This window comes from Ruegeria sp. HKCCA5839 (genome assembly GCF_013035585.1).
Lineage (GTDB): Bacteria > Pseudomonadota > Alphaproteobacteria > Rhodobacterales > Rhodobacteraceae > Ruegeria.
This window is the reverse complement of the sequence record NZ_WQIE01000004.1, coordinates 161,239-173,918: the sequence shown is the minus strand read 5'-3', so window position 1 is coordinate 173,918 and position 12,680 is coordinate 161,239. Positions and strand designations below refer to the sequence as shown.

Below are 12,680 nucleotides of genomic sequence, written 5' to 3'. Positions count from 1 at the left end.
CTTGGTATTCGGAAAATTGTTCGCACATATCGTGTTTTTTTGGGGTTGGGTCGTTTTGTGCCTGGAAAGTGTGCCGGGCCCCTACCGAGAACACCGAAATAGCGCTCACATCGCACCTTTTGTGTTACACCACCGTCGCTAGGTTAGCAGACCAGAGGACCCATCCCGATGATTGCCTATGTTACTGTCGGCGCTGACGATCTTGCCAAAGCAAAACGGTTCTATTCTGCGTTCTTGCTTGCGTTGGGCTATACGTTGGACGAAGGGCCCGAGGGGCTCAGCTTTGCGCTGCCGGTCGCGCCCGGTCAGCGACCTGTTTGTCCAGACTTCTATGTGAAACCCCCGTTTGACGGTGCGGCGGCCTCGACCGGTAACGGGGCGATGGTGGCTTTCGAGGCAGGCAACCAGCAGCAAGTGCGTCGACTTCATGCCGCCGCCCTGGACGCAGGCGGTACAGATGAGGGTCAACCGGGCTTTCGCCCCAACTATGGGCCACAATTCTATGTCAGCTATCTGCGGGATCCGCAGGGCAACAAGATTGCGCTGTTTTCAAGCAACCCAAATGAGCCCGGGCGCGATGGTTAGGCGGGCACCCCGACTGACCAATTGAACTGGGCCTCACATGGATCGTAAACAGCCCCGTGCCTTACCAGACGAAAGTAACATCTCGAATGTCCAACCTTCTTTATGATGCGCTCTTCGCTCCCCACGCGACCAATCCCTCCTGTTTCATAAGCCGCAAGGGCACAGCTGATCTCAGCTATGCCGAATTTGTTGCACGCGCCGCCCAGTTTGCGCACGCCCTGCAAGCAGCCGGTGTGCATCCGGGGGATCGTGTGGTTGTGCAGGCGCATAAATCGGTCGAGATGGTATTGCTTTACGCGGCCACGCTTCAGGCCGGGGCTGTGTTTCTGCCTTTGAATACCGCCTATAAACGCGATGAGGTCGCCTATTTCGTCTCTGACGCGGCCCCTAAGCTGCTGGTCTGTGACCCGTCATCGTCTGAAGCTTTGGGGGACATCGCCGAGCAAGCCGGTGCCCGGCTTCTAACCCTTGATGCGGATGGGCATGGAAGCCTGAGCGAGGCTGCGGAAGGCCAATCCTCGCATTTCGAAACGGTGCCCCGAGCGCCCGGCGACTTGGCGGCGCTGCTTTACACGTCAGGCACCACGGGCCGGTCGAAAGGCGCGATGCTGAGTCATGAGAACCTGCTGTCCAACACCCAGGTGCTGACGGATCACTGGCAGATCACCGCCAAAGACCGTCTGATCCATGCTTTGCCGATCTTTCACACCCACGGTCTGTTTGTCGCGCTGAATACCGCGCTTTATGCCGGATCACAGGTCGTGTTCATGCCCGGCTTTCACGCTGATGCGATCCTCAACGCTCTCCCTGATGCAACCATGCTGATGGGTGTTCCCACCTTCTATACTAGGCTTCTGAATGACCCACGCCTGACCAAAGAGGCGGCCGCAAATATGCGCCTTTTTATCTCGGGCAGCGCACCGCTTTTGGCCGAAACCCACGAGGCGTTCACCGCCAGAACCGGGCACCGTATTCTGGAGCGGTATGGGATGACCGAAACCAATATGAACACGTCAAATCCTTATGACGGCGAACGTCGCGCGGGCACCGTTGGCATGCCCCTGCCCGGCACCGAGGTGATCGTGACCGACCCTGAAACCGGTGCCCCCCTGCCCCAGGGCGAGGTTGGGATGATCGAGGTGCGCGGTGCCAACGTGTTCCAAGGCTATTGGCAGATGCCGGAAAAGACCGCTGAAGAGCTGCGGGACACAGGTTTCTTTATCACCGGTGATCTTGGGCAATACAGTGCAGATGGATATCTGACGATTGTGGGCCGATCCAAGGATATGATCATAACCGGCGGCTACAATGTTTACCCCAAAGAGGTCGAAGATGTTTTGAATGACATCGATGGGGTGCTGGAATCTGCCGTTTTTGGGGTGCCGGATGCGGATTTTGGCGAAGCGATTGTGGCTGCCCTCGTGGCCGAACCCGGGGTCGCGCTCTCCATCGATCAGATCGCTGCGGTTGTGAAAGAAAAACTTGCGCGGTTCAAACATCCCGGTCGGTATGAGGTTCTGACAGAACTGCCCAGAAACACGATGGGGAAAGTGCAGAAAAACCTGCTGCGGCAGGAGTACGGCGCACGCTGAACAAGTTGGACCGCCGGTGACAGCGGTCCAATCATTTTACCGGCCGCTGATCCCCGTACCCAGGGCCGGGAACCGGACAATCTTGTAGGTCCCGATTGACGCGTCTTCGCCGCCGTTCAGCACCGGTGAACGGTGAAGCTCGTTGATCGTGGCATAGACATAGCCATCAACGCCCATCGCAAAACCGTCTGGCCAGGGCAGCCCCTCATCCGACTGATACAGCACCTCATAGGTGCCGTCGGGTTTGGTAACACCCAGAGCATTGTCGGTCATCGCGGTGATATAGACATTGCCATCCGCATCAACAGTTGATCCATCCGAGATGACCTTGTCGCCATAGCGTTCGACCTTGGCGGCCAAATCCGCATCGCTGAGGCTTTCATCCAACAGATCGGTGGTGCGGACACGGTACATCGCGCTGGCCGTCATCGGCGCGAAATAGACCCAGGTGTTGGTCGGATCGATGGTGATCGGGTTGATCCCGATCTTGGCGGGATTGCCGCCCAATAGGATCTCGCGCCCGTCGATGATCATCGGCGTGTCTTCGGGAATGGTGAATTGGCTGCCTTCCAGAACCCGGCGGGCACGACCGGTGTCCATATCAATGACGATGATGGCAGAGTTCTGCCCGTCACCGGTATCCGAGATATAGATCGCGCCGTGTTCGCGGTCGATGGCCAGGTCGTTCAGGAACGATGTTGCGCGCGCAGCGGGCTGTCCGACATAGTAGATGGCGTGCAGCTTTTCACCCTTGGTGTCCCAGCCGACAACACGACCGGTCTGCCCTTCGCCCTGCCCGTCGAGCATCCACAAGATGCCCTCACGGTCGGCGCGCAGACCCAAAACACCGCGCAAGCCATCTCCGTCCTCGACAGGTGCGCGAGCCCATTCCTCGGTCGGATAGGGCTTGGTTGTGCCATCGGGCATCACCTCAACCACCCGCAGTTCTGGGCCATAGAATTCATGCACAGACATGAACATCCGGCCATCAGGCCCAATGGCCAAATTGCCCGGAGGCATATCTTTTGGAAAATCCAGATAGGTTTCTAAACCCTCGGCATGGCTGATTCCGGTCAGCGCCACGCTCAAACCAGCGGCAAACAACAGTTTCTTCAAGGCAGTCTCCTCCATTTACTTGGCGAAGGGATAGATCAATTGAATAACTTGGATAAATAGGCTCAATATGGAAACCTGTGTTCGAAATAATCGAATGATCTGACCAAATGTATAGCATCGACGACCTAAAGACGTTTGTAGCCATCGCTGACGCACAGGGTGTTACGGCAGGCGCAAAGCGGGTGGGGATTTCACCAGCCACCGCAAGCCACCGTCTGAACAAGCTGGAAATGGCGCTGAAACTAACGCTGTTCCATCGCAATAGCCGCATGTTGCGGCTGACCGATGAGGGGCAGATATTCTTTGATCGCACACGGATCATTTTGGCCGACTTGGCGCAAGCCGAACGGGACGCCGGTAGTGGGTCGGCACAGCTGACGGGACATCTGCGGGTCACAATGTCACCTTGGGTTCTGTCGCGTTTTATCTTGCCGGGGCTGCCGAAATTTCAGGCGCAGCATCCCAACCTGACCTTCGAATTCCTCGCGGTGGATCGGTTTGTTTCTCTTTCGGCCGAGGGGCAGGACTGCGCCATCCGTGTGGGCAAACTCGCCGACAGCGCCATGGTGGCGCGCAAGCTCAGCGACAATCACCGGGTGATCTGCGCGGCGCCTGAATTTCTGGCCCGTCATAATCGGACACAAACGGCAACCGATCTGTTGCAACACCCTTGGGTCTGCCTGCCGTGGCAGACCCGGCTGTCCCTATGCGATGCCAAAGGCCGCCGGCGGGATGCCACAGTGAAATCGAACGTTCTGGTTTCCAATTCCGACATGCTCACCGACGCGGCGGTTCAGGGGCTTGGGCTGGCGATCAAATCCCGCCTCGCCATCCAGACCGAACTGGAAGAGGGCCGTTTGATCGAAGTTGCGCCGGGTTCGTTGTGGGAGGCCGAGGCCCCGATCTGGTTTCTGTTCTCGCCTGAATCGCGGGCGGGCCAGAAGAACAAGATTTTTGGCGAGTTTGTCTCGACCTGTTTTGCCGGACACACACGCAACTGACCCTTGGTCAGAGCGGTTGGGTGCCTAGTCCCAGGGTCTCAGGATGATTTTGGGTGCAGGCACCTCGCCTGCCCGCAACGCCCTGAAAGCTGCAGCCCCATCAGAGAGCGGCCGTTCTTCTATCCAGCTCAGCGCGCCCAGCCGGCCGTCATAGATTGCCTGCGCCGTGTCGCGAAAATCCTGATCTGTGTAGGTGTAAGTGCCGATGAAAGTAATCTCCTGCAAAGTCATCCGCCGCACATCAAGACCGCCCGCGCCGTCACCCAGACCCACATGCGCGATCACACCTCCGGGTGCCGCCAGCGCTGAGGCGGTCTCGCGCGTTGCGGCATAGCCTACGGCGTCGATGACCAACGGGTATTCCCCATTGGCCGATTGGGTGGTTTTCAGATCATCAATCTCGTCCAGATAGGCACGGCGCAGGTCGTTGGGCTCGACTATTGTGACATCGCCAACGTTCATCGCCTTTAGCGCAACGGCCGCCGCCACCCCAATGGCGCCACCCCCAATGACCAGTGCACGGCGCTCCATCGCCGGGTGCAAAGCCTCAAGGCCCAGACGCGCCGCGTGCCAACTGACGGCCAATGGCTCAGCCAGAGAGGCTTTGGCCAAAGAAACGTGGTCCGGCACCTCAACCAAATTGCGTGCGGGCATGGCGACGTATTGCGCAAAGGCCCCTTCGCGCGGCGGCATCGAGATGATCTGCCGGGACGGGCACAGGTTTTCGCGGCCCGAGGTGCAATAGGTGCAAGCCCGACAAGACACCAGCGGGTTGATTGTAACCCGTGCCCCATCCTGCGGGCCGCCAACGATGACACCTGCGGCCTCATGGCCCAGGATCAACGGCGCCGGACGCCGTGCATCGTGCCCCAGATAGGCGTGCATGTCAGACCCGCAAATGCCTACGGCGTCAACCCGGATCAGCTGTTCGTCTAGTCCGGGGACCGCATCCGGGACATCCCGAAGCACAACCTGTTCAACGCCTTCATAGACCAAAGCTTTCATTTCGCCGTAAACCCCCCGTCGACCATCAGAACCTGCCCCGTCACATAGTCGGACGCCTGCGAGCAGAAAAACAGGATCGGTCCGTCTATATCGTCCATCCGACCATTGCGCCCGATACAGGTTTGGGCGGCGTTGCGTGCGGATCGCTCGTCGTCATCAAACACGGCCTGGGTCAGTTCGGTTGGGAAAAACCCCGGCCCTATGGCGTTGGCGGTGATACCGAAAGGTGACCAAGCCTCGGCCATCGCGCGGGTCAGTTGGCCGATCCCTGCCTTGCTTGCACCATAGGCGATGCCCCCCGGAAAGGCGCGCGTTGTTTGCAGTGATGCAAAGGTGACGATCCGCCCCCATCCGCGCGTTTTCATGGCGGGCACCAAGGCTTGGCTCAGAAAGAACGGAGCGCTCAGGTTCAGCGCCAAGGTTTGATCCCATCCTTCGGCAGTGACCTCATCGGCCGCTTCGCGCGTGTTAACGCCTGCGGCATGCACCACGATGTCCGGCGCGCCGAACGGGTCGGATATCTGCCGAGCCAAGGCTTGAACCTGATCCCGATCCGCCACATCTGCTGCAATCGCCGCGGCGGAGGGACCTATTTCAGCCTGCAAACCTTCCAACGCATCGCGACGGCGCGCTACAGCCACCACCCGCGCACCGGCAGCGGCCAGAGTCTGAGCGGCCTGGCGGCCAAGGCCCGAACTGGCCCCCGTGACGCAAGCCACCCGCCCCGTCAGATCGAACAGGCGGCGCGGATCATCCATCTGCGGTCAGGTCGAACTGCTCATCCGGGAAATACTTGGCCAGGCGGACATCAGCAGCACGGGCGTGCCCTTCCATCCCCTCCAGGCGCGAAATGCGCGCGGTGGCTTCGGCAATCGATTTCGACCCCTCACGCGTTGCCCGCTGCCAGGTGACGATTTTCATATACTTATGCACACTCAGACCACCCGTATAGCTGGCCGCGCCCGAGGTTGGCAGCACGTGGTTCGTGCCGGTGGCCTTGTCGCCATAGGACACGGTGGTTTCTTCACCCAGAAACAGGGATCCGTAACAGGTCAACCGATCCAACCACCAATCCAAATCTGCGGCCTGAACTGTCAGGTGTTCCGGCGCATATTCATCGGAACAGGCCGCCATCTCTTCCCTGTCCGAACACAGGATCACCTCAGCATAGTCGCGCCAGGCCGCAAACGCGTTCTCACGATTCAACTCGGGCAGAGCGTCGATCAGAACGGGCACCTGCTCCATCACCTGTTCAGCAAGCGCACGATCATCGGTCACCAGCCAAACCGGTGAGTTATAGCCATGTTCCGCCTGACTGACCAAGTCGGTCGCCACCACATGGGCATCGGCCTGACCGTCGGCCAGAACCAAGCTGTCGGTTGGCCCCGCGATCATGTCGATGCCGACCTTGCCATAGAGAATGCGTTTGGCTTCGGCAACGAACTGGTTGCCTGGGCCCACCAGAATATTCGCTTTGGGCAAACCAAATAGCCCATAGGTCATAGCTGCCACACCCTGCACCCCGCCCATGGCCAGAATGCTGTCGGCCCCGCAGATATGCGCGGCATAGACGATTGCTGGCGCGACTCCTTCGCCGGGGCGCGGCGGAGAACAGGCAGTGATATGGCGGCACCCGGCCACCTTGGCGGTGGTCACCGTCATGATCGCACTGGCGATATGGCTGTATCGCCCGCCCGGCACATAACACCCTGCCGCATCCACCGGGATCGCCTTTTGCCCGGCGACAAAGCCTGGCACGATCTCCATCTGCACGTCCGATACGGTGGCTTTCTGTGTCTCGGCAAACCGGCGCACATTGTCATGCGCAAAACGGATGTCGGCCTTCAGCTTCTCCGGCACCTGCGCGATTGCAGCGTCAATATCGGCCTGTGTCAGTAAGACATTGCCATCGAACTTGTCGAACTTGGCCGCATATTCCAGCGCCTTGGCATCTCTTCCGGTCTCGATATCCGCGAGGATAGTTTTGACTGTTTCATGCACTTCGCCTGCATGAGACTGAGAGGTTAGCGTTGCCTTTTTCAGATAGTCACGTGGCATGGTTCAAAGATCCCTCAACAAATGTGCCGCCCTCGCGCAGAGGCTTGGACGTGCAATGTAAGCGCTTACACGCAAAATGCAAGCGCTTGCATTTGGGCTTTTCCCCAAATTCGAAAACCGCTACCTTCTTTGGTATTGGCAAATCAAGAGTTCAGAAATGTCGAAACTAAATGTGGCTCCGACCCTTGGGGATGTCGCTAAAAAAGCAGGAGTGTCCACAGCCACCGTTTCCCGCTGCCTCAACGATCCCAAACGTGTGGTCGAGGCGACCCGTGAACGGGTGATGTCGGCGGTCGAGGCTTTGGGCTATACCCCGAATTTCGCTGCCCAGGTAATGGCCGCCAAGCGGAGCCTGACCATTGGTGCGATCATTCCAACAATGGAGAACGCCATTTTTGCGCGTGGTTTGCAGGCTTTTCAGGAAGAGCTGCACAATCGTGGCTATACCCTTCTGGTTTCAAGCTCGGCCTATGATCCGAAGATCGAGAAGGAACAGATCAGAACCCTTGTGGCCCGCGGTGCGGACGGGATTCTGTTGATCGGGCATGAACGGGATCCGGCGATACATGACTATCTTGCGCGGCAGAACGTGCCCGCTTTGGTCGCTTGGTCTTATCGTTCTGACGCGACGCTACCATCAATCGGGTTTGACAATCGCGCGGCCATGTCTGATCTGACCTGCAAGGTGCTGGACCACGGCCATAAGAGTATCGCGATGATCTCTGGCATCAGTTCGGGGAATGACCGAGCGCGTGAACGCATCGAAGGATTTCAAGCGGCGGCAACGGCGAATGGGCTTGATGCGCAGGCCTTGCCGATCATCGAAAGCAGCTATGATATCGAAAGCGGTGCTGCAGCCTTCTCCAAATTGATAACATCGACGCCGCGACCAAGCGCGGTCTTGTGCGGCAATGACGTTCTGGCCGCTGGTGCCATAAAGCGAGCTACCGAAATGGGACTGCACGTGCCAAATGACGTTTCCATCACCGGGTTCGACGATATCGAACTGGCGCGCGTGGTCAGCCCAGCTCTGACAACCGTGCATGTCCCGCATCGAAAGATGGGGCGCAGAGCGGCGGATATGCTGATTGCAATGGTTGAGGGCAACTTTTCGGGCACGTCGAAACAGCTTGAAACGCACATCATCGAGCGCGCATCGCTGGGGCCGGCGCGCGTGACCTGATCACGCGTATAGTGGGCTATTTCAGTGCCCGCGCCAAAAATGCCTGAGTGGCTGCCTTTTTCGGGTTTCCAAACAGTTCCTCGGGGCTACCCTCTTCCACGATACGACCGTCTTGCAGGAAACAGACCTTGTCGGCGGCCTCGCGCGCAAAGCCCATCTCATGTGTTGCCATGACCATCGTCATCCCCTGCTTTTTCAGCATCAAAAGCACGTCCAGAACTTCACCCACCAATTGCGGATCAAGGGCCGAGGTGATTTCGTCAAACAGCATCACCTCGGGCTGCATGGCCAGGGCGCGGACAATCGCGACGCGCTGTTGCTGACCGCCCGACAGTTGATCGGGATAGTTGTGCATTCGGTCGGCCAGACCAAATCGTGCAAATAACTCCTCAACCTCGGGCAGCAATTCGGCCCGCGATTTGCCGCGCACGCGACGCGGGGCAAGCATCACGTTTTCAATGGCTGTCATATGCGGAAAGAGGTTGAAGCTTTGAAACACGATCCCGATCCGCGCCCGCACTGATTGCGGATCCAACCCGGGGACGGCAATATCTTCTCCGTCAAAGAAAATCTCACCGTCTTCGATGGGCTCAAGCAGGTTGATGCAGCGCAGAAGCGTGGATTTGCCCGCGCCTGAGGCGCCGATCAGGCAGACCATCTGCCCTTCTTCAACATCCAGATCGATACCGTCGCACACGGTTCTGTCGCCAAACCGTTTGACGACGCCGCGCAGTTCCAGTTTTGCCATTACTGTCTCTCTCGCATCTGGCGCGCCATCAGGTGATCGGCATAGCGCGTGGCCGGAATGGTCACGATCAAAAAGATGATCGCCGCCCCAACATAAGGAGTGAAATTCGCCAGAAGCGACTTGAAAACACCGGCCTGGCGAAAGATCTCAACCGGGCCGATAAAACTGAGCAGCGAGACGTCTTTTTGCAGCGCGATCAGCATGTTCATCTGCGATGGCACCACATTGCGCACCGCCTGGGGCAGCACCACATCGCGCATCACCTGCCGTTCGGACAGACCCAAAGACAGCGCCGCCGCACGTTGGCTGTGATGGACGCTTTCGATGCCCGACCGGAAAATCTCGGCCACATAGGCGGAATAGGTCAGGATCAACGCCAGCGAGCCCCAGATATAGGGTGAGTTCCACGGGCGCGGCAGGCCCAGACCCGGGATGCCGAAACCGATCAGATATACGGTCAGAATAACCGGTACGCCGCGAAAGATATCTGTGAACGCAGCACCGAATATGCGAAGCGGAAACAGCGCCGGAGATTTTGCATCACGCGCCAAGGCAATAAGCAGGCCCAAAACGGCAATGGCCGGAGCAGACCAGGCAAAGATCATCACGTTGATCCGAAACGCCTCGAGCAGTTTGGGAAAGGTCTTCAGCAAAACCTCACCGTTGAAAAAGCTCAGCTGCACCTTCTGCCAACCAGGAGCGAGCGGCACCAGAAGGACCAGCGCAGCCAAAACAACAACAGTGCTGGTCGCGGCGATGATCAAAGACCTGCGCCGCTGCTGCGCCTCATAGCGTTCGCGGCGGGTCTGTCCCGCCGCCTGTGATTTGGTCATGTTACTTGATCAGCGGAACACCGGTGGTGTCCTGAAGCCATTTTGCCTCGATCTCTGCAAGCATGCCGCTGCTGGCCAGGGCCGCGATGGCCTCATCCACGCAAGCCTTGAGCGGGTTGCCATCCTCCATCAACATGCCGAACTGATCGGGATTGTCGCTGGCATCAGCTGGGAATTGACCGATCACCTTCGAACCCTCGATCATCACGGCGCTCAGGAACAGAGCGGTCGGCAGGTCGAACAGGGCCGCGTCAATCTGATTGGCCGAGATGGCCGCGTTCACATCCGCATTGTCACCATAGAGCAGTGGATCGCTGTCTGGTTGGATCACACTTGCCAGTTTCGGTACGGCAGTGGTTGTGCCCACAGCGCCCCATTGCAGCCCTTTCAGAGCTTCAATGCTTGGTTCGGTCTCAGTGGCGTTGGGGCCAACCAGCACAGCCATGGGCGCGGTGTAGTAGGGTGCCGAGAAATCGACCACTTGATCCCGTTCCGGTGTGATCGAGTATTGCTGCATGTTCACATCAAACTCTTTCGCACCCGGTTGAATCGCCTCGTCAAACGAAGATCGCACCCAGACCACGTCTTCGGCGGCGAAGCCCATTTCTTCGGCCACAGCATAGGCCACAGCAGCTTCAAACCCTTGCCCGCTTTCCGGTGCGTCATCCAGAACCCAAGGGTAATAGGCCGGATTACCGGTCGCGATGGTGAATTTGCCGTCGGTCAGCGTTTTGCCCGCGGCACAATGCCCATCTGCAAAGGCGGCAGTAGACAAAAGTGCAAGGCTTGTCGCGGCAAGGGTAAGCGTCTTGGACATGGGCACGATCCTTTTGTTGGTGTCGCGCCAAGGTAAATCCGTGTCCCTTGTCTGTCCAGCAGGTTGGCGGTTGCAATGTCGCATTCAGCTAGTCTGAAACTGGACAATGCTACCTTAAGCTACCCTTGGCATCCATCCAATGCCCAGCGACGCAAATTGACTTTTAGACCGCCACCATAGGGGTGTTGTTTTGCGACATTCCCTGCCGCTGGGCGTTCGACATAGGTTTGCGCCTGATCGCATAAGGCTTCAGCGGTCCACTGATGGCAGTTGGAGCAGCTTTGATCTTTCCACAGCTCCTCGGGGAGCCCTTCGATCGGAGGGAATTGAGGCGAGCCCGCCACCAATTGATTGATCGATTGCCCAAGCACATAGGAGTTTCCAAATGTCAGTGGGGAGTCGAGCGTTAGAACGATGTCGGCAGAAATCGCCCCTTTGTTTTCCGCATCAGGCGCCTCGACATTGGGCTCGGCTTTGCGCGTTACCGTTTCTTCACCCAATCGTAGGGCTGCCATGCGTTCGACGGCATCATCGGCGAAAACACCGTCCGGGAAGCTGTGAAGATAAACCTCGTATGAATGAATCGTGTCGTCGGTGAGCGCCAACTCATACATCAGTCGATCTGTTTCAGTTGCCTCGGCCTTAAGTTGTTCTGGGTCTGAGTCTGTCGCGGCGGGCTTAATTGGTGTGCCGAAAGAATCGGCCATGACAGATTGCAGTAGGTCCGCCGCGTCAGTTGAGTGAACGCTGTTGGGATAGGCTCTCATAAACAGCATGATCTGTACGGGGTCGCGAGAGCTATTGGCTGCTTGCCACAGATCCTCTTCACTTTCGTGCTGTGTGATTTGCGTTTGTGTTTCGGTCGAGAAGGTAAAGTCCAAGGTCAGCGATGAAGTATCCCAAGGTGTTTGCAGGCCACGGGTTTCTTCCAAAACATCCACTCGGACCTTCTTAAACAACTGTTCGATCGCCATACCGGGCGTATCGATGTGTTTGGCAAGGCTCAGGGTAAAGGGGCTGTTTCCGGTTTCCCCGTCCAGCGCCACCCCGCCCGGGTCGGTCGCGTAGGCCAGGAATGTGCCGGTTGGAGCCTTCATTTCGGCCAGGCCGTTGTCGTCCATGTCCACAAGATCTTCGAACGGATTGTTCCGGCAGGCGTCGAGAATCACAATATTGGTCTTGTTCTTTGCCGAAGCCATTTGATGCAGAACCGAGCGCGCTTCGACCGCCATCAGATCGAGGTCGGCCGGGTCGTTCAGAGACACGTCGATCGGCAGAAGATAGTTAGAGCCGAAAGATTGCACGCCATGCCCTGCATAGTAGAACAGCCCGACGGCGTCTTCTCCACCATTCCGCAGATCGCGTCCGAATTGTGCGATGGCGCGTTTCATATCCACTTGGTGGCTGTCGGACAGATGTCGAACCTCGAAGCCTAAGCCGGTCAGTTTCTCGGCGATCAGCGCAGCGTCATTCACAGGATTGTCCAGGGCCGAAACGGATCCATATGCCGAATTGCCGATAACCAACGCGATGCGCGGTTCGGCCCAAGCCTGCACGGCCCAGCACAGGCTTACCAGCGAAACCAGAATTTTGACTACGTGACGCACGTTCGGTCCCTTGAATCCCTTTTTCCATTCAGCCCGTGACATGGGCGCACCAAGCTGAGTCGGATCTGACTAGCCAGCTTTTTTGGCTTTGTTGTGGCTCGTTCCTGTCTTATTCAATTTGGGGGCAAAAAAGAT

Annotated in this window: 12 protein-coding genes; 4 read left to right on the top strand and 8 right to left on the bottom strand. The window is 58.0% G+C overall.

Annotated features, from left to right (window positions below):
• The first annotated feature begins 168 nt into the window (after positions 1–168).
• Positions 169–585 carry a VOC family protein gene (locus GOV38_RS13240; RefSeq protein WP_171208245.1) on the top strand — a complete coding sequence of 139 codons (417 nt, stop codon included), beginning with the start codon at positions 169–171 and terminating at the stop codon, positions 583–585.
• A gap of 86 nt (positions 586–671) precedes the next feature.
• A complete protein-coding gene (locus tag GOV38_RS13235) occupies positions 672–2,177 on the top strand; it encodes a malonyl-CoA synthase (protein ID WP_171208244.1) in 1,506 nt (501 codons plus the stop codon).
• A 36-nt stretch (positions 2,178–2,213) separates the two neighbouring features.
• Here GOV38_RS13235 and GOV38_RS13230 read toward each other — a convergent pair whose 3' ends face one another.
• Entirely contained in the window at positions 2,214–3,293 is a 1,080-nt protein-coding gene (locus GOV38_RS13230) for an SMP-30/gluconolactonase/LRE family protein (RefSeq protein ID WP_217352090.1), read from the bottom strand.
• Positions 3,294–3,400: 107 nt separating this feature from the next.
• Between GOV38_RS13230 and GOV38_RS13225 the strand changes: the two genes are divergently transcribed.
• Complete coding sequence (locus GOV38_RS13225; RefSeq protein ID WP_171208242.1) at positions 3,401–4,294, top strand: LysR family transcriptional regulator; 894 nt, start codon at positions 3,401–3,403, stop codon at positions 4,292–4,294.
• Positions 4,295–4,318: 24 nt separating this feature from the next.
• On the opposite strand, the gene GOV38_RS13220 is transcribed toward GOV38_RS13225, so the two are convergent.
• The 3 genes from GOV38_RS13220 to hisD are packed head-to-tail and all read right to left on the bottom strand — an operon-like array spanning position 4,319 to position 7,357.
• Complete coding sequence (locus GOV38_RS13220; protein ID WP_171208241.1) at positions 4,319–5,299, bottom strand: alcohol dehydrogenase catalytic domain-containing protein; 981 nt, start codon at positions 5,297–5,299, stop codon at positions 4,319–4,321.
• Positions 5,296–6,057 (bottom strand): SDR family NAD(P)-dependent oxidoreductase, encoded by a 762-nt coding sequence (locus tag GOV38_RS13215; protein WP_171208240.1) that lies wholly within the window; start codon positions 6,055–6,057, stop codon positions 5,296–5,298. The genes GOV38_RS13220 and GOV38_RS13215 overlap by 4 nt, the downstream gene beginning before the upstream one ends.
• On the bottom strand, positions 6,050–7,357 hold the full coding sequence (gene hisD, locus GOV38_RS13210) for a histidinol dehydrogenase (RefSeq protein WP_171208239.1): 1,308 nt from the start codon (positions 7,355–7,357) through the stop codon (positions 6,050–6,052). The genes GOV38_RS13215 and hisD overlap by 8 nt, the downstream gene beginning before the upstream one ends.
• A 157-nt stretch (positions 7,358–7,514) precedes the next feature.
• Here hisD and GOV38_RS13205 point away from each other — a divergent pair, with 157 nt between their 5' ends.
• Positions 7,515–8,540 carry a LacI family DNA-binding transcriptional regulator gene (locus tag GOV38_RS13205; RefSeq protein ID WP_171208238.1) on the top strand — a complete coding sequence of 342 codons (1,026 nt, stop codon included), beginning with the start codon at positions 7,515–7,517 and terminating at the stop codon, positions 8,538–8,540.
• Between the two features lie 16 nt (positions 8,541–8,556).
• Here GOV38_RS13205 and GOV38_RS13200 read toward each other — a convergent pair whose 3' ends face one another.
• The 4 genes from GOV38_RS13200 to GOV38_RS13185 form a co-directional block, all read right to left on the bottom strand.
• Entirely contained in the window at positions 8,557–9,288 is a 732-nt protein-coding gene (locus tag GOV38_RS13200; protein WP_171133126.1) for an amino acid ABC transporter ATP-binding protein, read from the bottom strand.
• Positions 9,288–10,121: an amino acid ABC transporter permease gene (locus GOV38_RS13195; protein ID WP_171208237.1), complete on the bottom strand. Its 834-nt coding sequence runs from the start codon at positions 10,119–10,121 to the stop codon at positions 9,288–9,290. The genes GOV38_RS13200 and GOV38_RS13195 overlap by 1 nt, the downstream gene beginning before the upstream one ends.
• A gap of 1 nt (position 10,122) precedes the next feature.
• Positions 10,123–10,938 carry an ABC transporter substrate-binding protein gene (locus tag GOV38_RS13190; RefSeq protein WP_171208236.1) on the bottom strand — a complete coding sequence of 272 codons (816 nt, stop codon included), beginning with the start codon at positions 10,936–10,938 and terminating at the stop codon, positions 10,123–10,125.
• A 119-nt stretch (positions 10,939–11,057) separates the two neighbouring features.
• Positions 11,058–12,587: a caspase family protein gene (locus GOV38_RS13185; protein WP_171208235.1), complete on the bottom strand. Its 1,530-nt coding sequence runs from the start codon at positions 12,585–12,587 to the stop codon at positions 11,058–11,060.
• Positions 12,588–12,680 lie beyond the last annotated feature (93 nt).

Coding starts and splice junctions, on each gene's coding strand:
- GOV38_RS13240 (WP_171208245.1), top strand. CDS start 169: ATGATTGCCTATGTTACTGTCGGCGCTGACGATCTTGCCAAAGCAAAA.
- GOV38_RS13235 (WP_171208244.1), top strand. CDS start 672: ATGTCCAACCTTCTTTATGATGCGCTCTTCGCTCCCCACGCGACCAAT.
- GOV38_RS13225 (WP_171208242.1), top strand. CDS start 3,401: ATGTATAGCATCGACGACCTAAAGACGTTTGTAGCCATCGCTGACGCA.
- GOV38_RS13220 (WP_171208241.1), bottom strand. CDS start 5,299: ATGAAAGCTTTGGTCTATGAAGGCGTTGAACAGGTTGTGCTTCGGGAT.
- GOV38_RS13215 (WP_171208240.1), bottom strand. CDS start 6,057: ATGGATGATCCGCGCCGCCTGTTCGATCTGACGGGGCGGGTGGCTTGC.
- hisD (WP_171208239.1), bottom strand. CDS start 7,357: ATGCCACGTGACTATCTGAAAAAGGCAACGCTAACCTCTCAGTCTCAT.
- GOV38_RS13205 (WP_171208238.1), top strand. CDS start 7,515: ATGTCGAAACTAAATGTGGCTCCGACCCTTGGGGATGTCGCTAAAAAA.
- GOV38_RS13200 (WP_171133126.1), bottom strand. CDS start 9,288: ATGGCAAAACTGGAACTGCGCGGCGTCGTCAAACGGTTTGGCGACAGA.
- GOV38_RS13195 (WP_171208237.1), bottom strand. CDS start 10,121: ATGACCAAATCACAGGCGGCGGGACAGACCCGCCGCGAACGCTATGAG.
- GOV38_RS13190 (WP_171208236.1), bottom strand. CDS start 10,938: ATGTCCAAGACGCTTACCCTTGCCGCGACAAGCCTTGCACTTTTGTCT.
- GOV38_RS13185 (WP_171208235.1), bottom strand. CDS start 12,587: ATGTCACGGGCTGAATGGAAAAAGGGATTCAAGGGACCGAACGTGCGT.